At 67.9% G+C, this 19,403-nt stretch carries 18 protein-coding genes and 1 tRNA gene; 9 read left to right on the forward strand and 10 right to left on the reverse strand.

Features of this window, described 5'->3' with window-relative positions:
* Window position 1: 1 nt before the first annotated feature.
* Together recO and AB0N61_RS04630 are read left to right on the forward strand one after the other, a co-directional pair.
* Window positions 2–748, forward strand: coding sequence for a DNA repair protein RecO (recO, locus tag AB0N61_RS04625; RefSeq protein WP_363362097.1), 747 nt, complete (start codon window positions 2–4; stop codon window positions 746–748).
* A complete protein-coding gene (locus tag AB0N61_RS04630; protein WP_167942733.1) occupies window positions 745–1,548 on the forward strand; it encodes an isoprenyl transferase in 804 nt (267 codons plus the stop codon). Before recO ends, AB0N61_RS04630 begins: the two co-directional genes overlap by 4 nt.
* Here AB0N61_RS04630 and AB0N61_RS04635 read toward each other — a convergent pair.
* A complete protein-coding gene (locus AB0N61_RS04635; protein WP_363362099.1) occupies window positions 1,488–2,099 on the reverse strand; it encodes an AAA family ATPase in 612 nt (203 codons plus the stop codon). The two genes, AB0N61_RS04630 and AB0N61_RS04635, sit on opposite strands and share 61 nt — an antisense overlap.
* 53 nt (window positions 2,100–2,152) lie before the next feature.
* Here AB0N61_RS04635 and AB0N61_RS04640 point away from each other — a divergent pair, with 53 nt between their 5' ends.
* Entirely contained in the window at window positions 2,153–2,839 is a 687-nt protein-coding gene (locus AB0N61_RS04640) for a DsbA family oxidoreductase (RefSeq protein ID WP_167942735.1), read from the forward strand.
* Here the strand turns inward: AB0N61_RS04640 and AB0N61_RS04645 are convergent.
* Window positions 2,836–3,330: a glutathione peroxidase gene (locus AB0N61_RS04645; protein WP_363362101.1), complete on the reverse strand. Its 495-nt coding sequence runs from the start codon at window positions 3,328–3,330 to the stop codon at window positions 2,836–2,838. The genes AB0N61_RS04640 and AB0N61_RS04645 overlap by 4 nt on opposite strands.
* A 59-nt stretch (window positions 3,331–3,389) precedes the next feature.
* Between AB0N61_RS04645 and dusB the strand changes: the two genes are divergently transcribed.
* The 5 genes from dusB to AB0N61_RS04670 all read left to right on the forward strand — a co-directional run bounded on the left by dusB (window position 3,390) and on the right by AB0N61_RS04670 (window position 8,775).
* Window positions 3,390–4,544: a tRNA dihydrouridine synthase DusB gene (dusB, locus tag AB0N61_RS04650; protein ID WP_363362103.1), complete on the forward strand. Its 1,155-nt coding sequence runs from the start codon at window positions 3,390–3,392 to the stop codon at window positions 4,542–4,544.
* Window positions 4,534–5,928 (forward strand): deoxyguanosinetriphosphate triphosphohydrolase, encoded by a 1,395-nt coding sequence (locus AB0N61_RS04655; protein ID WP_363362105.1) that lies wholly within the window; start codon window positions 4,534–4,536, stop codon window positions 5,926–5,928. Before dusB ends, AB0N61_RS04655 begins: the two co-directional genes overlap by 11 nt.
* The gene (dnaG, locus tag AB0N61_RS04660; protein ID WP_167942739.1) at window positions 5,928–7,793 is read left to right on the forward strand and encodes a DNA primase; all 1,866 of its coding nucleotides are present in this window, start codon (window positions 5,928–5,930) and stop codon (window positions 7,791–7,793) included. The genes AB0N61_RS04655 and dnaG overlap by 1 nt, the downstream gene beginning before the upstream one ends.
* 36 nt (window positions 7,794–7,829) lie before the next feature.
* Window positions 7,830–8,603 carry an ATP-binding cassette domain-containing protein gene (locus AB0N61_RS04665; RefSeq protein WP_363362107.1) on the forward strand — a complete coding sequence of 258 codons (774 nt, stop codon included), beginning with the start codon at window positions 7,830–7,832 and terminating at the stop codon, window positions 8,601–8,603.
* Between the two features lie 96 nt (window positions 8,604–8,699).
* Window positions 8,700–8,775, forward strand: a tRNA-Asn gene (locus tag AB0N61_RS04670).
* A 284-nt stretch (window positions 8,776–9,059) separates the two neighbouring features.
* Here the strand turns inward: AB0N61_RS04670 and AB0N61_RS04675 are convergent.
* Both AB0N61_RS04675 and def read right to left on the reverse strand, forming a co-directional pair.
* Entirely contained in the window at window positions 9,060–9,443 is a 384-nt protein-coding gene (locus AB0N61_RS04675) for a hypothetical protein (protein WP_363362108.1), read from the reverse strand.
* 126 nt (window positions 9,444–9,569) lie between these two features.
* On the reverse strand, window positions 9,570–10,136 hold the full coding sequence (def, locus tag AB0N61_RS04680) for a peptide deformylase (protein WP_363362111.1): 567 nt from the start codon (window positions 10,134–10,136) through the stop codon (window positions 9,570–9,572).
* Window positions 10,137–10,197: 61 nt separating this feature from the next.
* Between def and AB0N61_RS04685 the strand changes: the two genes are divergently transcribed.
* Window positions 10,198–11,181, forward strand: coding sequence for a DMT family transporter (locus tag AB0N61_RS04685; protein ID WP_363363151.1), 984 nt, complete (start codon window positions 10,198–10,200; stop codon window positions 11,179–11,181).
* A gap of 10 nt (window positions 11,182–11,191) precedes the next feature.
* Here the strand turns inward: AB0N61_RS04685 and pgl are convergent, their stop codons facing one another.
* From pgl to tkt, 6 genes are read right to left on the reverse strand one after another with little or no spacing between them, the layout of a single operon-like run.
* Window positions 11,192–11,977: a 6-phosphogluconolactonase gene (pgl, locus tag AB0N61_RS04690; protein WP_363362113.1), complete on the reverse strand. Its 786-nt coding sequence runs from the start codon at window positions 11,975–11,977 to the stop codon at window positions 11,192–11,194.
* Window positions 11,977–12,912, reverse strand: coding sequence for a glucose-6-phosphate dehydrogenase assembly protein OpcA (locus AB0N61_RS04695; protein WP_363362114.1), 936 nt, complete (start codon window positions 12,910–12,912; stop codon window positions 11,977–11,979). Before AB0N61_RS04695 ends, pgl begins: the two co-directional genes overlap by 1 nt.
* Complete coding sequence (zwf, locus tag AB0N61_RS04700) at window positions 12,909–14,459, reverse strand: glucose-6-phosphate dehydrogenase (RefSeq protein ID WP_167942745.1); 1,551 nt, start codon at window positions 14,457–14,459, stop codon at window positions 12,909–12,911. The genes AB0N61_RS04695 and zwf overlap by 4 nt, the downstream gene beginning before the upstream one ends.
* A gap of 22 nt (window positions 14,460–14,481) precedes the next feature.
* On the reverse strand, window positions 14,482–16,089 hold the full coding sequence (locus AB0N61_RS04705; protein WP_363362116.1) for a glucose-6-phosphate isomerase: 1,608 nt from the start codon (window positions 16,087–16,089) through the stop codon (window positions 14,482–14,484).
* Window positions 16,086–17,198 (reverse strand): transaldolase, encoded by a 1,113-nt coding sequence (gene tal, locus AB0N61_RS04710; RefSeq protein ID WP_363362118.1) that lies wholly within the window; start codon window positions 17,196–17,198, stop codon window positions 16,086–16,088. Before tal ends, AB0N61_RS04705 begins: the two co-directional genes overlap by 4 nt.
* Entirely contained in the window at window positions 17,195–19,291 is a 2,097-nt protein-coding gene (gene tkt / locus AB0N61_RS04715) for a transketolase (protein WP_363363153.1), read from the reverse strand. The genes tal and tkt overlap by 4 nt, the downstream gene beginning before the upstream one ends.
* Window positions 19,292–19,403 lie beyond the last annotated feature (112 nt).

Here is a 19,403-nt window from a genome sequence, read left to right on the forward strand (position 1 = left end):
GGTGCCCACCTACCGAGACGAAGCGGTGATCCTGCGCACCCACAAGCTGGGTGAGGCGGATCGCATCGTCACCATGCTGTCGCGTCGACACGGCAAGATCCGCGCGGTGGCCAAGGGAGTCCGGCGCACGTCGTCGAAGTTCGGGTCGCGCCTCGAGCCCTTCATGGTGGCCGACGTGCAGCTGTATCAGGGGCGCTCGCTCGACATCGTGCAGCAGGCGGAATCGCTCGGCTCCTACGGGTCAGACATCGCGGCGCACTACGACCGCTTCACCTCCGCGAACGCGATGGTCGAGACCGCCGACCGACTGAGCGACTCCGAGGCGACGCCCGAGCAGTACCTCCTGCTCGTGGGCGGGCTGCGAGCACTCTCGCGGGGCGAGCACTCCGCGCGGAGCATCCTCGATTCCTACCTCCTTCGCGTGATGGCGCTGTCCGGATGGGCGCCGTCGCTCGGCGACTGCGCGCGATGTGCCGCGCCCGGTCCGCACGCCCACTTCGTCGGTCAGCTCGGCGGCGCCGTCTGTGTGAACTGCGCGCCGGCCGGAAGCCCGAGAGTCGCCGAGAAGACCCTGTCGCTGTTGCGATCGCTCATGGCCGGAGAGTGGGAGGCGATCGATGCCGCGCCGCTGACGGACACTGCCGCCGCATCCGGTCTCGTGGCGGCCTATGCCCAATGGCACCTGGAGCGCGGCATCCGCTCGCTGGCCCACCTCGTGGCCGACACCCCCCGAGAAGGAGCACGGTGAGCCCCAAGCCCTACACGCACAAGGATGCCGTGGCCTATCGGCCGCTCGACTGGACGGGTGTGTATCCGCCTGCATTCCGAGCGGTGCCCGAGCACGTCGCCATCGTCATGGACGGCAACGGCCGCTGGGCGAATCGCCGTGGCTTGAACCGCGTCGAGGGGCACAAGGCAGGGGAGGAGGTGCTTCTCGACGTCGTCGCGGGTGCGATCCAGGCAGGGGTCAAGCACCTCTCGGTCTACGCGTTCTCCACCGAGAACTGGGCGCGGTCTCCGGAAGAGGTCCGCTTCCTCATGGGGTACAACCGCGACGTGCTGCACCGTCGGCGTGATCAGCTCAACGAGTGGGGCGTGCGCGTGCGGTGGGCGGGACGCAAGCCTCGGCTGTGGGGCAGCGTCATCAAGGAGCTGCAGTATGCCGAGCAGCTGACCGAGGACAACGACGTGCTCACACTCACCATGTGTGTGAACTACGGCGGGCGCGTCGAGCTGGTCGACGCCATGCGGTCGATCGCCGCCGACGTCGCAGCCGGCAAGGTCAAGCCGAACGCGATCAGCGAGAAGATGATCCGCCGGAACCTCTACGTTCCGGACATGCCGGACGTCGACCTGTTCCTGCGGAGCTCGGGTGAGCAGCGCACCTCGAACTTCCTGCTGTGGCAGGCGGCGTATGCCGAGATGGTCTTCCTCGACACGCTCTGGCCCGACTTCTCGCGCGAGGAGCTGTGGCGCGCGATCGGCATCTATCTGTCGCGCGACCGGCGCTTCGGTGGAGCGATCGACACGCCTGACGCCTCGGCCTGAGCCCGCAGCCAGCGTTCCGTCTCTCGGGGATGGCGCAGCTGCACGATCATCAGGTGAGGGTGCGTGCGCGGGACGTCGGGCATCCGCTCCGCCCACTTGTGCAGCGTGAGCGTCTGCCACGCGACGATGTTCTCCTCAGGGGCGCCGCGGAACATCCGCCAGATCGGCTTCTCGACGTTGTCGTTCCACATCCGGGTGCGCAGGATGCTGCGTCCGATCGTCCGGCGCAGCAGGCGCGAGCGCACCACGCGATACGGATAGTCCAGCCAGAGAACGAGCTGCGCGCGCGGCGCGAGGATCTCGTCGGTGCCCTTGCTCGTGTACTGCCACTCGGTGACCCAGCGGTCCTCCGCCGCGAAGGCACGCACGTCATCGATGAACGACGGACGCGGAGTCCAGTTCGCGCCGTGGAACAGTCCGTCGATCTCGACATGACGCAGATCCCAGAGAGCGGCGACGCGCCCCGCGAGCGTCGTCTTGCCCGATCCCGTGACGCCCGCGATGAGCACTCTCTCGGGCCGGAGGGGCAGCGGATCGGCGGCGGAGAGCATCTGAGAATCCTAACGACGGAATAGCCCACAGGTGCATGCGGTTGGATGTCAGTGTGAGTGAACCCATCTCGATCGACATCTGGTCCGACATCGCCTGCCCCTGGTGCTACATCGGCAAGCGCAACCTCGAGAAGGGACTCGAAGCCGTCGCCTCCGACGACGACGCCCCGCAGGTGAACATCACCTTCCACTCGTTCGAGCTCTCGCCCGACACCCCCGTGGACTTCGATGGCGACGAGATCGACTTCCTCGCCGGACACAAGGGGATGCCGCGTGAGCAGGTCGAGCAGATGCTCTCGCACGTCACGGGCGTCGCCGAGGGTGCAGGACTCGCCTACCGCTTCGATCTGCTGCAGCACACCAACACGGTGAAGGCCCACGAGCTGCTGCACTTCGCGAAGGCTCAGGGCGTGCAGCACGAGATGGAGGAGCGGCTCATGTCGGCGTACTTCACCGAGGGCAAGCACGTGGGCCGCATCGACGACCTCGTCGAGCTCGCGGTCGAGGTCGGGCTCAACGCCGACGACACGAGGGAAGCGCTGGTCTCTGCTCGTCACCTGGGCGACGTCCGCCGGGACCAGGCGCAGGCTCAGGCCTACGGCATCCAGGGCGTGCCGTTCTTCGTGATCGACGGTCAATACGGCATCAGCGGCGCCCAGCCGCCCGCAGCGTTCGAGAACGTGCTGCGCGACCTCTGGGCCCAGCGCGGCGAGACCGAGACCGAGACTGCTGCGGTCTAGCGAGTCAGCGCAGCTTCGATCGCGCTGACGATCTCGGGGTCGTTCGGCTTCTGCTTCGGACGGAACCGGACGACCTCTCCATCGGGCAGCACGAGGAACTTCTCGAAGTTCCACTCGACGCGGCCGGCCTTGCCGCCCGCATCCGGGGTCTCCTTCAACGACTTGTAGAGATCCGTGGCGTTCTTGCCGTTGACCTTCACCTTGTCGTTGATGGGGAAGGTCACGCCGTACGTGGTCGAGCAGAACTCGAGGATCTGATCGACCGAACCCGGCTCCTGGCCGAAGAACTGGTTGCAGGGGAACCCGACGACGCTGAACCCGCGGTCACCGTAGAGACGCTGGAGCTCCTCGAGCTGCTCGTACTGCGGGGTGAGACCGCACTTCGAGGCGACATTCACCACGAGCACCACATCGGCGCCGAGATCATCGAGGGTCTTCTCGTTGCCGTCGGCGTCTGTGAAGGGGATGGAACGGACTGCGGGATCGGTCATATTCACAGCTTAGGTCGATGCGCCGAGACCGGCTCCGTGTCTGGGAGAATGGAGGGGACATGACTCTCGCCACCGCCTCAGCTCGCACGCTCAACATCGGTCCGATCGCCCTCGACGTGCCGGTCGTCCTCGCACCCATGGCGGGCATCACCAACACGGCCTTCCGTCGCCTCTGCCGCGAATACGGCGCGGGGCTCTATGTGAGCGAGATGATCACCTCCCGCGCGCTGGTCGAGCGCAACGAGACGACCATGCGGTTGATCCGCCATCACGAGTCCGAGACCCCGCGGTCGATCCAGCTGTACGGCGTCGACCCGCACACCATCTCCGAAGCCGTGCGCATCATCGTGGCCGAAGACCACGCCGACCACATCGACCTCAACTTCGGCTGCCCTGTTCCCAAGGTCACTCGCAAGGGCGGGGGCGCTGCCCTGCCGTGGAAGAGCTCGCTCTTCTCGCAGATCGTCACGCAGGCGGTCAAAGCTGCGGGTGACATCCCGCTGACCGTCAAGATGCGCAAGGGCATCGATCCCGACCACCTCACGTTCCTCGACGCCGGTCGCGCCGCCGAGGACGCCGGCGTCGCGTCGATCGCTCTCCACGCGCGCACCGCGAGCGAGTTCTACTCCGGCCACGCCGACTGGAACGCGATCGGCGAGCTCAAGCAGGCTGTGACGAGCGTTCCGGTGCTCGGAAACGGCGACATCTGGTCGGCGGACGACGCCGTGCGCATGATGGAGCAGACCGACTGCGACGGGGTGGTGGTCGGACGCGGATGCCTCGGTCGTCCGTGGCTCTTCGGCGAACTCGCTGCGGCGTTCGGGGCGGAGTCGCACCCGGTCGATGCGACCCTCGGCTTCGTGGCCGATGCGTTCCGTCGTCACGCCGAGCTGCTCGTCGAGTTCTTCGAGAACGAGGATCGCGGATGCCGCGATGTACGCAAGCACGTCGCGTGGTACTTCAAGGGCTACCCCGTCGGAGGCGACATCCGCACCGGCCTTGCGACGGCCTCCAGTCTGGCCGAGATCGACGACCTGCTCGGCCAGCTCGATCACTCCGCGCCGTACCCCGGCGCCGACGCCGAAGGGCAGCGCGGCCGTTCCGGTCGTCCGAAGCGTCCGGCGCTGCCGGACAAGTGGCTGGAGTCGCGCGAGCTCGCGGCATCGGCATCCGAGATGATGCGAGGGGCGGAGATCGAGAACAGTGGCGGCTGATCCCCAGGCATACCCGGATCGCGGACGCTCGGACGGATACGACCCGCGCGATGCCGAACGATTCTTCGCCGAGACCCATCGCTCCGAACGAGACGACTTCGCCCGCGACCGTGCACGCGTGCTGCACTCGGCGGCCCTTCGGCGTCTGGCTGCGAAGACGCAGGTTCTGAGTCCGGCCAGCACAGCCGATTTCGCCCGGAACCGCCTCACCCACTCGCTCGAGGTCGCCCAGGTGGGGCGTGAACTGGCCACGGCGCTCGGAGTCTCCGCCGACGTGGTCGACACCGCGTGCCTCAGTCATGACCTGGGGCACCCTCCCTTCGGGCACAACGGCGAACGGGCGCTCAACGAGTGGGCCGAAGCCATCGGCGGGTTCGAGGGCAATGCGCAGTCGCTGCGCATCCTGAGCCGTCTCGAGGCCAAGGCGATCGACGACGACGGGCGCTCTGTCGGACTCAACCTGACCCGAGCCAGCCTCGACGCGACCTGCAAGTACCCGTGGACCGCCGACAGCCCGGTTCCCGACCCGGGCGGCCGTCTCAAATTCGGTGTGTATCCCGAAGACGAAGCGGTCTTCCGATGGCTGCGCGAGGGAGTCCCCGGGCGTCGACGCTGCATCGAGGCGGAGATCATGGACCTCTCCGACGACATCGCCTACTCCGTGCACGACTTCGAGGACGCGATCGTCAACGGTTACGTCGACGTCGCCCAGCTCTCCGACCCGAGGCAGCATGAGGCGCTGATCGACCGCATCCAGCAGTGGGTCGGCTATGACTTCACCCGCGACGATCTCGCAGATGCGCTGTACCGTCTCGCCTCCCAGCCGATGTGGCTGCAGTCCTTCGATCGGTCGCGGCACGACCTGGCCCGGCTCAAGAACCTGACGAGCGACTTCATCGGCCGCTTCGCGAGAGCAGCGGTCTCGGCGACGCGCGAGGCCTATGCCGGCCCGGCCCTCGTGCGCTACAACGCCCACGTCGTGGTGCCTCGGGTGATCGAGGCCGAGATCGCCGTGCTCAAGGGCATCATGGGGCAGGCGATCGTCACGATCGACGCTCGCAAGGGCGTCTACAAGGAGCAGCGGAGGGTGTTGAAGCGCCTGGCCGATGCTCTCTGGTCGACGGACGCGCTGTGGTCGGCGGGCGCAGATGTGCTCGAGCCCGCCTTCTCTGCGGACTTCCTCGCGGCCACGACCGACGCCGAACGCGCCCGTGTGGTCGTCGACCAGATCGCGAGCCTCACCGATCAGAGCGCGATCGACTGGCACAACAGACTCGTGGGCGAGATCGACCCGGCAGAGGTCGGGATCTGGACCCCGCGACATGCGCGACCCGGTGCTCGTCAGCACACGCCGCGGCAGGCGGTCATCGAAGGCGCCGGCTGATGCCCCGCATCCGCCAGGCCGACGTCGACGAGGTCAAGGCCCGCACGAACATCGCCGACATCGTCGGGGAGCGCGTCGCGCTCAAGTCCGCCGGCGTCGGTTCGCTGAAGGGGTTGTGCCCGTTCCACGACGAGAAGAGTCCCAGCTTCCATGTGCGCCCGCAGGTGGGGTACTACCACTGCTTCGGATGCGGTGAGTCAGGTGACGTGTACTCGTTCCTGCGCGAGATGGACCACGTCAGCTTCACCGAGGCCGTCGAGCGTCTCGCCGGCCGCATCGGGTATGCGCTGCACTACGAAGACGGCGGATCGGCTCCCGAGACCAGCGGGCGCAGTCGTCTGTATGCCGCGAACACCGCAGCGGCGGAGTTCTTCCGGGGTCAGCTCCTGACCGCGGATGCCGAGGCCGGACGCCGCTTCCTCGGAGAGCGCGGGTTCGATGCGGGAGCCGCCGCGCATTTCGGCGTCGGGTTCGCACCGCGCGGGTGGGACAAGATGTTGAAGGCGCTGACGGCGCAGGGCTTCACGCGAGAGGAGCTGAGCGCCGCAGGGCTGGTGTCCACCGGTCAGCGCGGGGTCTACGACCGCTTCCGAGGCCGCCTCGTCTGGCCGATCCGCGACGTGTCCGGTCAGACGATCGGGTTCGGTGCACGCAAACTGTTCGACGACGACCAGGGGCCGAAGTACCTGAACACCCCGGAGACGCCGATCTACAAGAAGGCGCAGGTTCTCTACGGCCTCGACCTCGCCAAGCGCGACATCTCACGGGGGGATCCTCGCCGGGTCGTGGTGGTCGAGGGCTACACCGATGTCATGGCGTGCCACCTCGCCGGTCTCACGACCGCGATCGCGACCTGTGGCACCGCGTTCGGAACCGAGCACATCAAGGTGCTTCGCCGGGTCATGGGCGACGACAACGCCTCGGGAGAGGTCGTCTTCACCTTCGACGGCGATGAGGCGGGCCAGAAGGCCGCGCTGCGTGCGTTCACCGAGGACGACCGCTTCAACGCGCAGACGTTCGTGGCGGTGGCTCCCGACGGCCTCGACCCGTGCGACCTCCGGCTGCAGCGCGGCGATGCGGCTGTGCGCTCCCTGATGGACACGAAGCAGCCGATGTTCGAATTCGCCATCGACAGGAAGCTCAGCGGCTTCGACCTCTCGACGGTCGAGGGTCGCGTGGGGGCCCTGCGCGCTGCGGCGCCGATCGTCGCCGAGATCCGCGATCGTCTGCTGCGACCCGGGTATGAGCGGGTACTCGCACGCAGGCTGGGCATGGACCCCACCGAGGTGCACAACGAGGTCGAGCGTGCGGCACGCGGGGGAGCCCAGTCCTCGCGAAACGAGCCCGTTCGATCCGAGACCGCGAGCGACGCCGTCACCGGGGCGCCGGGCATGGCCCCCGTCACTCTCGCGAGCCTGCCTCGCACCGCAGATGTCGCCGTCGAACGCGACGCGTTGATGGGCGCTCTGCAGTACGGGCACCAGATCGACCAGGGGCTGCTCGCACGGGCGCTCAGCGCGCCGTTCCGGACTCCGGGCCTCGACGCCGTGCGCGAGGCTGTCGCCGCCGCCCCCGATCGCACGCGCGCCGGCTGGGTGACGGATGCCGTCAACTCCGTGCGCGAGCCCTACCGATCGCTCGCCGGCGAGCTCCTGATGACGCCGTTCCCGGCGCGCAATGAGGAGGGAGCCGTCGCGTCGACGACCGATCTCGCCAAGCGGCTCATCATGCGAATCCTCGAGCACGAGAAGCAGGAGCTCCTCGGAGCCGTGCAGCGGGTGCCCGCGGACTCCGACGGCGGGCGTGCGCTGCGCATGCGTCTTCGCGACATCGACGTCGAGCGTCAGCGCTTCGCCGAGTCGTAACCAGGGCTGTCAGGCGCGGCAGGGCAGGATGGAGGAATGTTCTCCCGGCCCGAATCGACCAACGCGATCGACAGCTCCGATCTGGTCATCGATCGCATCGGGTACAGCGGCCCCACCCGGGCGATCGACGGGGTGAGCTTCGCGCTCGCGCCGGGCGAACTCATCTGCGTGGCCGGCCCGACGGGCTCAGGAAAGTCCACGCTGGTCGCCGCCCTGGCCGGTTCCACGGATCCTTCCGTGCGGGTGGTGGGCGGCAGTGCTCAGGTGTGCGGCGTCGACATCCGCCGGCCGGGGCGCAAGCACCGCCTGCTGACCTATCGCACGGGCTTCGTGCCGCAGGGAGCGGGCGCCGACCTGCCTCCGCAGCTCACTGTGAGCGAGGTCATCTCCGAGCCGATCCTCATCCGCGAGAAGCGGGTCAACACCAAGGCCCTCTCGATTCGCGTCGCGACGCTGCTCGACGAGCTGCACCTTCCTCTGGGCACCGCCGCGAAGTTCCCCTACGAGCTCAGCGCAGGCATGCGACAGCGTGTGGCGATCGCCCGGTCGTTCGTGCTCGAGCCCTGGGTGCTCATCGCCGATGAGATCCTCGCCAACCTCGATCTCGAAGTGCGGCCCGTGGTGTTCGACGCGATCACCCGTCGACGCAAGGAGCAGGGGATGGGGGCGCTGCTGGTGACGAACGACGCCGACTTCATCCGTGAGCTGAACGCGGAGACGTTGATGCTGCGCGGCGGCCACGTGGTCGCTCGCGGTGTCGGCAAAGACCTGCTGTGGGCCCCGAACGCCGAGGCGGATTCGGGCCACTGACCCGGTCGTGGACGACACGCCCGACCTGCGGCCCGTGTCACGAGCATGCTCCGAGGTTTGCTAGGATTGACGAGTTGCCCGCGCAGCGGAGCACATTCCTCGGTAGCTCAATTGGCAGAGCAGCCGGCTGTTAACCGGCAGGTTCTTGGTTCGAGTCCAAGCCGGGGAGCCAATGAAAAGCCCCTCTTCGGAGGGGCTTTTCCCTTTCGGTCGGTGTGAGTTCTCGATCACCGTCTCTGCCGTCGAGCGGCGGCCAGGTCCGGATACGCGAACGAGGCTCCGTCGGATGACGGAGCCTCGTTCGGTCGATCAGAGCGAGATCAGCGGGCCGAGCCCTTGAGCGAGCCGGTGGTCTGGCCTGCCGGGTCGGAGATGACGCACTGCACCACGCGGTCGTTCAGCTCGTCCCAGGTCTGCTGGGTGGGCGTGATCGGGTAGACCTCGAGCGTGGAGTCCTCATAGGCGACCCCGACGAAGCTCGTGTAGGCATCGCCGATGCACTCCTGCGATGCACTCCTGCGATGCGGTGTCGATGTTCTCCTCGGAGAACTCGCCGTCGTCCATCGTGATCTCGTAGTAGACCTCTTCATCGTGCGGCTCGTCGCACGGCACGACGTCAGCGTCCTCGATGAGACCGCTCGCACTCGCCATCTTGCAGTCGCCGAGCTTCAGCGAGAAGATGTCGATGTTCGCGCTCTCGGTCACCTGTCCGGTGTCCTCGTCGCGGTCGGCGTCTCCCGAACCGCCTCCCAGGATGCCGTTCAGCGCGCTACAGCCGGTCAGTGCGACCGACAGTGCCACGGCAGAACCTGCCAGCGCCAGTGCGCGTCGCGTGCGCATCTTCATCATTTCGTCCCCTCCAGAGCCTCGTGTTCAGCGGCATATTGAAATACCCCTCAAGCACGGTATCCGGCTCCGAGTCTGAGGTGCAACTCCGAGAACACTATGAGGGGGCTGAGAGCGAGGTCAGCCTTCCAGGTCGTCGATACCGGGAATCCAGCTGGCGCCGGGCTTGCCCCACCCGCGCTTCTTCGCGATCTTCTGGACCGTCTTCCAGTCCCCGTCCGAGAGCCGGTCGATGTAGAGGATCCCGTCGAGGTGATCGAACTCGTGCTGCATGATGCGGGCGCGCCAGCCGTCCACGGCGATCTCGACCGGTGTCCCGTCGAGGTCCACACCCGTGACGCGCACCCGCTCCGAGCGGCGCAGAGGGAACCGCTCGCCGGGGAACGAGAGGCACCCTTCGGATTCGAGCTCGTCATCCGGCTCGCCGGGCTCGAGCGGCACCATCCACAGTTCGGGATTGATGATCACGCCGCGCCACGGCTGGTCATCGTCGTCGACGTAGGCATAGGTGTAGATGCGCAGCGGAACACCGACCTGGGGAGCGGCGAGACCGACACCCGGCGCCTTGTCCATCGTCTCGAACATGTCGGCGACGAGCGTGCGGATGTCGTCGGAGATCTCCTCGACGACGGAAGCGGGCGAGTGCAGGACGGGGTCGCCCATGATGCGAATAGGAAGAACAGCCACGCCATAACCCTACTCGGCACACATCGCCGGGTAGGGTCGAAGGGTGAGCATCTCCGTATGGATGACTGGGGCGGAAGACGTCACCGAGCAGCTGGTCGGTGTCTTCCAGAACCCGAAACTGCTCCTCGGCATCCCCCTTGCGCTGGCGGGTGCGGTCTTCATGTCTCTCGGTGCGCAATACCAGCACCGTGGCGTCGAGAAGGTCGAGCGGCTCAGCGGCTCCGATGGAGCCAGCGGACTCAGCATGAGCCAGATCAAGGGTCTGCTCACACGGCCCTCCTGGATAGTCGGCACGCTGATGCTCGGCCTGGCGATCGTGTGCCAGCTGGCCGCGCTCTCGCAGGCGCCGCTGATGGTGGTGCAGCCGCTGGGTGCGATCGCGCTCGTGATCACCACGCTGCTCAACGCACGGATCTCTGGTCATGCGCCGACCAGGAAATCGATCATCGCGATCATCTGCTGTGTCGGCGGCATCTTCATCTTCGTCTTCTTCGCGGCGATCTACGCCACGGAGAAGGAGATCACCGATACCGAGCTCTTCACGATCCTCGCCATCCTGCTCGTCGTCATCATCGTGCTGGGGGTGTGCTGGCTGGTGCTCCGCCACCGCATGCGCGCTCTGTTCTACGTGATCGGCGCCGGCATCCTCTACGGTTTCGTCGCCACCCTCGCCAAGGCTGTCATCAGCCGGATCGGCGCCGGCCACTTCGAGTGGATCACCCTCGTATGCGTCATCGCGCTGATCGCGGCCAGCGCTGTCGGCGCGTACTTCGTGCAGTCGGCCTACAGCTCGGGGCCTCCGGACCTCGTCATCGCGGGGCTCACTGTCGTGGATCCGATGGTCGCCGTGCTCATCGGCATGGTCGTGCTCGGCGAGGCCGCAGCGGCGCCGCCGTGGGTTCTCGTGATCTTCGCGGTGGCGGGTGCCATCGCGATCTGGGGCGTGGTCAATCTCGCTCGCTATCACCCGCAGGTGCTGAGCGACAGTCAGGACCTCGGGATCACCCGCGGCAGTGACGACGCGGCGAAGGACCCCGAGGTCTGAGCTCAGGTCGTCAGTACGCCGGATCGATGAGGTCGGGGGAGACCTCTGAGGCGGCGGCCTCGTCGACGAAGAACACGGTGCGCTTGCGGCCCTTGGCTCCGGCGGCCGGAACGCTGGTGTAGCTCGCGCCGGCGAGGGCGAGTCCGAGCGCCGACGCCTTGTCGGCGCCTGTGAGCACCAGCCAGACCCGCTTCGACGCGTTGAGCACCGGGCGCGTCAGCGTGACACGCTCGGGCGGAGGCTTGGGGGAGTCGCGAACCGGCAGCGCGGCCGCATCCGTCACGGTGACCTCAGCGCGATCGGGGAAGAGCGACGCGATGTGGCCGTCCGGGCCCACCCCGAGGAAGCACACCGCGAACGACGGCCAGGGGTGCTCATCCGTGCCGTAGCGCGCGAGATCTGACGCGTACGCCGCCGCAGCCTCGTCGAGTGTGAGGCCCTCGCCCGCCGCGGCGACCTCATGGATGTTCTCAGCGGGAACCGGAATGTGGTCGAGCAGGGCTTCCCGCGACTGCAGCGCGTTGCGATCGGCGTCGTCACGAGCGACGAACCGCTCGTCACCCCACCAGAAATGCACCAGCGACCAGTCGATCTGAGCCGATCGTGGGTGCTCGCGCGTCGCGCGCAGGACCGCGCCGCCCATCGAACCGCCCGTGAGGGCGACGTGGGCGATGCGGCCGTTGCGCGTGCGCGCACGAAGACGCGTCAGGAATCTGTCGGCCACGCTGGCGGCGAGTGCTGCAGGTGTGGCTTCGACCACGACCCGCTTCTCAGCGGGCGCTGTCTTCGTCGACATCATTCTCCTGTCTCGGGCGGACCCAGCTTCTCCCAGCCCTCGGTGATCACTCGACCGTACAGGACGTCGGGGTCGAGGCGACGCAGCTCCTCGGCGAGGCATTCCCGCAGTGTGCGGCGCGGGAGGTGCAGGTCATGGTCGGGCTGGTCGGGCTGCGTGAGCACCGCCATGCCGGGCGTGGGACGCTCGAGCAGGATGTCGCCGGACGACCGGCGGAGGCGCACGGACTTGATGCCCTCCTGCCAGTGCTCAGGGTCTTCATACGACCAGGTCACCGGGACGTCGAGGGCCATCTGCAGCCACGCGGCGAGCAGCGCGGTCGACGGCGACGCCGATCCTCCGCGCACCTCGACGGCGGTGACCTCTTCGAACGGGGGCTGATCGAGGACGGCGGCGAGCTGCTCGCGCCAGTGCGTCAGACGGGTCCAGGCGAGGTCGGTGTCGCCGGGCGCGTGGGTCTCGCCGAGCAGTCCGAGACGGTCGCGCACGTCGGGTGCTGTCGCGGCATCCGTGATTCGGCGCTGCGCGATCTTGCCCAGCGGCGACGCAGCCGGCGACGTCGGTGCCTCTTCGGGCCACCAGGCGACGACGGGGGCATCGGGCAGGAGAAGACCTGTGACCAGGCTCTCCTCGTTGCTGGCGGCGTCGCCGTAGGCGCGGAGGACGACCACCTCCGATGCGCCGGCGTCACCGCCGACACGGATCTGAGCGTCGAGCCGTGATTCGCCCTCGCCCGTCGTGAGCACGATGACGCGCATCGGGTGCTCGCGCGACGCGTCGTTGGCCGCATCGATCGCTGCCTCGGCGACGCCGTTGCGGGCCGAGATGATCAGCGTGAGGACTCGGCCGAGCGCGACCGCGCCGCCTTCTTCGCGTACCTTGACGAGCTGCTTGGCAACCTGGCTGACCGTGGTGTCGGGAAGGTCGATGATCATGGGCGTCTCCAGACTCGTCCGTCACGGGCAAGGAGGTCGTCGGCGGAAGCCGGACCCCACGAACCGGGTGCGTACTGGTCGACCGGGCCGCCCTCGGCTGCCCAGTACTTCTCCACGGGGTCGAGGATCTTCCAGGAGAGCTCGACCTCCTCGTGCCGCGGGAACAGCGGCGGGTCGCCGAGCAGAACGTCGAGGATCAGACGTTCGTAGGCCTCGGGGCTCGCCTCGGTGAAAGCGTGGCCGTAGCCGAAGTCCATCGTCACGTCGCGCACATTGGTGCCGTTGCCGGGGACCTTCGAGCCGAAGCGGATCGTGACGCCCTCGTCCGGCTGGACGCGGATCACGAGGGCGTTCTGTCCGAGCTCGGCGGTGTTGGAGCGGCCGAACAGGTGCTCCGGCGCCTTCTTGAAGACGACGGCGACTTCGGTCACGCGCCGGCCGAGACGCTTGCCCGTGCGCAGGTAGAACGGCACGCCGGCCCAACGGCGGGTGTCGATCTCGAGTTTGATGGCGGCATACGTCTCGGTCGCCGACTCGGGGTTCATCCCGTCCTCGTCGAGGAAGCCGGTGACCTGTTCGCCACCCTGCCATCCGCCGGCGTACTGGCCGCGCGCGGTGGCGAGCGAGAGGTCTTCCGGCACGTGGACCGCGGCGAGGACCTTCTCCTTCTCGGCGCGCAGGTGCTCCGCCGAGAGACTGATCGGCTCTTCCATGGCGGTGAGAGCGAGCAGCTGCAGGAGGTGGTTCTGGATGACGTCGCGTGCAGCGCCCACGCCGTCGTAGTAGCCGGCGCGGCCGCCGACGCCGATGTCCTCGGCCATCGTGATCTGCACGTGGTCGACGTAGTTGCGGTTCCAGATCGGCTCGTACAGCTCGTTGGCGAAGCGCAGCGCCAGGATGTTCTGGACCGTCTCCTTGCCGAGGTAGTGGTCGATGCGGAAGATCGAGTCGGGGGAGAACGCCACCTCGAGGGCAGCGTTCAGCTCGCGAGCCGACTCGAGGTCATGACCGAACGGCTTCTCGATGACGACACGACGCCAGCGCTCGTCGTCGTCGTCATTCGCGCCGACGAGGCCGGAGTCCTTGAGCTGCTGTGCGACCACGGCGAACGACTTCGGCGGGATCGACAGGTAGAACGCGTGGTTGCCCATGGTTCCGCGCTCGACGTCCAGCTGGTCGACCGTCTCGCGGAGCTTGCGGAACGAGTCCGGATTGTCGAACTCGCCCGAGACGAAGCGGATGCCCTGCAGCAACTGCGCCCACGTCTCCTCCCGGAAGGGCGTGCGCGCATGCTGCTTCACGGCGTCGTACACGACCTGCGCGAAGTCCTGGTCCTCCCAGTCGCGACGGGCGAAGCCCACGAGTGCGAATCCGGGGGGCAGGAGCCCGCGGTTGGCGAGATCGTAGACGGCGGGCATGAGCTTCTTGCGTGACAGGTCTCCGGTCACACCGAAGATCACGAGAGCGCTCGGCCCCGCGATCCGGTTGAGACGGCGATCATCGGGGTCACGCAGCGGGTTGTGCCCGCGCGAGATGGGAACAGACATCGGTGGGGGATTCTCCTGGCTGTTACTTCTGTGCTGCTTCGAAGAGGGTGAGGACGTCGGCCGACGAATCGGTGATCGTCAGGGAGACGACCGGGCGGCCGTGCTCGGCGAGAACGCCGGCATCGCCGGCGGCCTGTGCCTCGATGAGCTGTCCGAAGGTGAACGGCCGCTCAGGGATCTCGAGGTCGACGTCGGTGCGCTCCAGAATCTGCAGGAAGACCCCCTGTGCCGGACCGCCCTTGTGGTACTGGCCGGTGGAGTGCAGGAACCGGGGTCCCCATCCGAACGTCGTCGGCCGACCGGAGTCGGCGGCGACGAGCTCGCGCAGCCCCTGCAGCTGAGGAACATCGAGCCTGTTCACATACGCCTGGATCGAGACATAGCCGTCGGCCGGCAGTGCGGCCCAGAGGGCGTCGAGCACGCCCTCGACGGTTCCCGACGCCGCGAGAGAAGGGTCGGACACCCGCACCTCGACGCCGTTCTCCACGAACGCGGGAGTCGTGGGCGCGGGGCGTGCGTCCAGCAGTCCACGGGCCGCGACCTTCGCCGACTCGACGTCGGGCTGGTCGAACGGGTTGATTCCGAGAAGGTACCCGGCGATCGCCGTCGCGTACTCCCAGACGATGAGCTGCGCGCCGAGAGATCCGCTCACGAGGATCTCGCCCTCGTGGCGCTCACGCAGGTGGAACTCGTTCGCGTCGTCGACGAGGCGGACGATCTGCAGATCGGCGGGCTTCGAATCGAGCTCCGGAGACACGGGCAGCAGCACGACGGGCAGGATGCCGGTGCCGTCCTTGCCGGTGGACTCGGCGATGAGCTGCTCGATCCAGTCGGGAAGCCCGTTGATATGCGTGCCGTCGGTGATGAGACCGAGCTTGTCGCGTCGCGGGGTGGTCGCGGCGATCGCCGCGGCCAGCCGGAGAGCGGGGTTGTCGGCCGAGTCGATCGCCACCTCGAGGAGCGAGGCCTCGGCCTCGTCGAGGAGTTCGGCGATGTCGGCGCCGGCGAGCCCGGACGGCACGAGTCCGAAGGCGGTCAAGGCCGAGTAGCGCCCACCGACGTGAGGGTCGGCGTTGAACACGCGGTAGCCCGCGTCGCGGGCCGAGATGTCGAGCGGCGAGCCCGGGTCGGTGACGACGATGATCCGCTCGAGCGGGTCGATGCCCACGTCGCGGAACGCGGCCTCGAAAGTGCGGCGCTGCGAGTCGGTCTCGACCGTGGAGCCGGACTTCGACGACACGACCAGCACCGTGTTCTCGAGGCCGTCGTCGAGCGCGGCGAGCACCTGGCTCGGTGCGGTCGAGTCGAGGATCGTCAGCGGAACGCCGGCTGTCTGGGCGATCACCTCCGGTGCGAGCGACGAGCCCCCCATGCCGGCGAGCACCACGCGATCCACGCCCTTCGCCTGCAGATCGGCGCGCAGGGCGGCGATCTCGGCGACGAGGGGACGCGAGACGGAGACCGCCTCGACCCAGCCCAGGCGGATCGACGCCTCGGACTCGGCCGCGGGGCCCCACAGGGCTGCGTCGCCGCCGGTCACCCGCGAGGCGACGAGGTCGTGGACGAGAGCGGGAACCGTCTCGTCGATCGCGACCCGAGCCGCGCCCGAGGCGTGGATCGCGAAGGTCATCGCTGCGCCTCGAGGCCCTCAGCCACCTGCGTCAGCAGATCGTGCCAGGAGTCGATGAACTTGGCGACGCCCTCGTCCTCCAGCACCTGGGTCACATCGGTGAAGTCGATCCCGAGATCGGCGAGGCCCGCGAACACGGCACGAGCCTCGTCGTAGCCGCCGGTGATGGTGTCCCCGGTGACGACGCCGTGGTCGAAGGTGGCCTCGAGCGTCTTCTCGGGCATCGTGTTGACGACGTCCTTCGCGACGAGCTCGGTGACGTACAGGGTGTCCGGCAGCGCCGGGTCCTTCACGCCGGTCGAGGCCCAGAGCGGACGCTGGGCGTTCGCGCCGGCCGCGATCAGATCCCGAGCACGCTTCTCGGCGAACTTCTGCTCGTACAGCTCGTATGCGAGGCGGGCGTTGGCGAGTCCGGCCTTGCTCTTGAGCGCCTCTGCCTCGTCGGTGCCGATCGCCGACAGTCGCTTGTCGGTCTCGGTGTCGACGCGCGAGACGAAGAAGGAGGCGACCGAGTGGATCGTCGACAGGTCGATGCCTGCGGCCTTCGCGGTCTCCAGACCGGTCAGGTACGCGTCGATGACCTCGGCGTACCGCTCGAGGCTGAAGATGAGCGTCACGTTCACGCTGATCCCGGCACCGATCGCCTCGGCGATGGCGGGCAGGCCGGCCTTCGTGGCAGGGATCTTGACGAGCAGGTTGGGGCGGTCGACCTTGGCCCACAGCTCCTTCGCGGATGCGACGGTGCCCTCGGTGTCGTGCGCGAGATCGGGGGAGACCTCGATCGAGACGCGGCCGTCCACGTGGCCCGACTTCTCCCACACCGGGCGGAACACGTCGAGCGCGTCTGCGACGTCCTGCGTGGTGGCGGCGAAGACCGCCTCCTCGGCCGTGGCGCCGGACGCTGCGAGCTCGGTGACCTGAGCGTCGTACGAGGTGTTGTTCTTGTCGGTGATCGCGTTCGCGAAGATCGTCGGGTTCGTGGTCACTCCGACCACGTTGCGCGACTCGATCAGCTCGGCGAGGTTGCCGGACGAGATGCGGGTGCGGGACAGGTCGTCGAGCCAGATGCTGACACCGGCTGCTGCGAGGTCTGCGGTGGGGGTGCTCATGCGTTCTCCTTGATGGTCTCGCGTGCGGCCGCGATGACGGCCTCGGTGGTGATGCCGAACTTCTGGAACAGGGTCTTGTAGTCGGCGGAGGCGCCGAAGTGGTCGATGCCGACAGAACGGCCGCGGTCGCCCACGATGCCGCGCCAGCTCAGGACGGAGCCTGCCTCGACCGAGACTCGCGCGGTGACGGCCTTCGGCAGGACCGACTCGCGGTAGGCCTCGTCCTGCTCGTCGAACCACTCGAGCGACGGAGCGGAGACGACGCGCACGTTGACGCCCTCCTGGGCGAGTGCCGCGCGAGCCTCGACCGCGAGCTGCACCTCGGAGCCGGTCGCGATGATGATCACGTCGGGCGTGCCGTTCGGAGCCTCGGCGAGCACGTATGCGCCTCGCGAGACGCCGTCGGTCGAGGCGAACACGTCGCCGTCTGCCACGCCGTCGCCGCGCTCGAACACCGGGATGTTCTGACGCGTCAGCGCGATGCCGCTGGGGCCCTCGTGACGGCGCAGGATCTCGAGCCAGGCGGCCGCGGTCTCGTTGGCGTCGGCGGGGCGCACCAGGGTGAAGTTCGGAATGGCTCGAAGCGTCGCGATCTGCTCGACCGGCTGGTGTGTCGGGCCGTCTTCTCCGAGGGCCACGGAGTCGTGGGTCCAGACGAAGATGCTGGGGACGTTCATCAGCGCGGCCAGACGCACCGGCGGGCGCATGTAGTCGCTGAAGATGAGGAACGTGCCACCGAAGGCGCGCGTCGGGCCGTGCAGAACGATGCCGTTGACGATCGCGCCCATGGCGTGCTCGCGGATGCCGAAGTGCAGCACGCGGCCGTAGGGGTCACCCGACCACTCGTGGGTGGACCACTCGGCGGGGATGAAGGACTTCGAGTCCTTGATCGTGGTGAGGTTCGACTCGGCGAGGTCGGCCGAACCGCCCCAGAGCTCGGGAAGCTCCGCGGCGAGGGCGTTTATGACCTGACCGGACGCCGCACGGGTCGAGACGTCCTTGCCGCCTTCGAAGACGGGGAGCGCCGAGGTGATGTCGGCTGGCAGCTCATTGGCCTCGAGGCGGTCGAGCAGCGCCTTGCGCTCGGGGTTGGCCGAGGCCCACGCGTCGAACGACTTCTGCCACTCGGCGCGGGTCTCTGCCGCGCGGTCGGCGAGAGCCCGGGTGTGGGCGATGACGTCGTCGGCGATGGCGAAGTGCTCCTCGGGGTCGAAGCCGAGGACCTCCTTCGTCGCGGCGAGCTCGTCGCCGCCGAGAGCCGATCCGTGGATCTTGCCCGAGTTCTGCTTGCCGGGCGAGGGCCAGCCGATGATCGTCTTCAGGATGATGAGCGACGGCTTCGACGTCTCGCCCTTCGCCGCCTCGATCGCGGCGTTCAGCGCGGCGACGTCCTCGACGTACTCGCCGGTCTTCTTCCAATCGACGACCTGGACCTGCCAGCCGTAGGCCTCGTAGCGCTTGGCGACGTCTTCGGTGAACGCGACGTTCGTGTCGTCCTCGATGGAGATCTGGTTCGAGTCGTAGATCGCGATGAGGTTGCCCAGCTCCTGGTGGCCGGCCAGCGAGGAGGCCTCGCTGGTGACGCCCTCCTGGAGGTCGCCGTCGCCCGCGATGACGTAGACGAAGTGGTCGAACGGGCTGGTGCCCGCCGCTGCCTCGGGGTCGAACAGGCCGCGCTCGTAGCGGGCGGCATAGGCGAAGCCCACGGCGGAGGCGAGTCCCTGGCCCAGCGGGCCGGTGGTGATCTCGACGCCCTTGGTGTGACCGTATTCGGGGTGGCCCGGGGTGAGCGAGCCCCAGGTGCGCAGCGCCTTGAGGTCGTCGAGCTCGAGGCCGAAGCCGCCCAGGTAGAGCTGGACGTACTGCGTGAGAGACGAGTGTCCGACCGAGAGGATGAAGCGGTCGCGACCGAGCCAGTCGGTGTCGGTCGGGTCGTGACGCAGCACCCGCTGGTAGAGGAGATACGCGGCCGGAGCCAGGCTCATCGCGGTGCCGGGGTGGCCGTTGCCGACCTTCTCCACGGCATCCGCAGCCAGAAGACGCGCGGTGTCCACCGCGCGTCGGTCGATCTCATCCCACTGCAATTCCGACACTGTGAAGCCCTTCTGCACCTGTTCGAGAGCGCCGGATTGCACGATCGCAGACCGCAACGATACGGAGGGGTTTGTGATGTGCGCCGGACGCGCGAGTCATTTCAGCATAGCG

The organism is Microbacterium sp. NPDC089320, from assembly GCF_040684875.1.
Lineage (GTDB): Bacteria > Actinomycetota > Actinomycetes > Actinomycetales > Microbacteriaceae > Microbacterium.

What these genes read in the sequence shown, in the direction of transcription:
- AB0N61_RS04635 (WP_363362099.1), bottom strand. Translation starts at nt 2,099, where the DNA reads ATGCTCTCCGCCGCCGATCCGCTGCCCCTCCGGCCCGAGAGAGTGCTC.
- AB0N61_RS04645 (WP_363362101.1), bottom strand. Translation starts at nt 3,330, where the DNA reads ATGACCGATCCCGCAGTCCGTTCCATCCCCTTCACAGACGCCGACGGC.
- dusB (WP_363362103.1), top strand. Translation starts at nt 3,390, where the DNA reads ATGACTCTCGCCACCGCCTCAGCTCGCACGCTCAACATCGGTCCGATC.
- dnaG (WP_167942739.1), top strand. Translation starts at nt 5,928, where the DNA reads ATGCCCCGCATCCGCCAGGCCGACGTCGACGAGGTCAAGGCCCGCACG.
- AB0N61_RS04665 (WP_363362107.1), top strand. Translation starts at nt 7,830, where the DNA reads ATGTTCTCCCGGCCCGAATCGACCAACGCGATCGACAGCTCCGATCTG.
- AB0N61_RS04675 (WP_363362108.1), bottom strand. Translation starts at nt 9,443, where the DNA reads ATGCGCACGCGACGCGCACTGGCGCTGGCAGGTTCTGCCGTGGCACTG.
- AB0N61_RS04685 (WP_363363151.1), top strand. Translation starts at nt 10,198, where the DNA reads ATGACTGGGGCGGAAGACGTCACCGAGCAGCTGGTCGGTGTCTTCCAG.
- pgl (WP_363362113.1), bottom strand. Translation starts at nt 11,977, where the DNA reads ATGTCGACGAAGACAGCGCCCGCTGAGAAGCGGGTCGTGGTCGAAGCC.
- AB0N61_RS04695 (WP_363362114.1), bottom strand. Translation starts at nt 12,912, where the DNA reads ATGATCATCGACCTTCCCGACACCACGGTCAGCCAGGTTGCCAAGCAG.
- zwf (WP_167942745.1), bottom strand. Translation starts at nt 14,459, where the DNA reads ATGTCTGTTCCCATCTCGCGCGGGCACAACCCGCTGCGTGACCCCGAT.
- AB0N61_RS04705 (WP_363362116.1), bottom strand. Translation starts at nt 16,089, where the DNA reads ATGACCTTCGCGATCCACGCCTCGGGCGCGGCTCGGGTCGCGATCGAC.
- tal (WP_363362118.1), bottom strand. Translation starts at nt 17,198, where the DNA reads ATGAGCACCCCCACCGCAGACCTCGCAGCAGCCGGTGTCAGCATCTGG.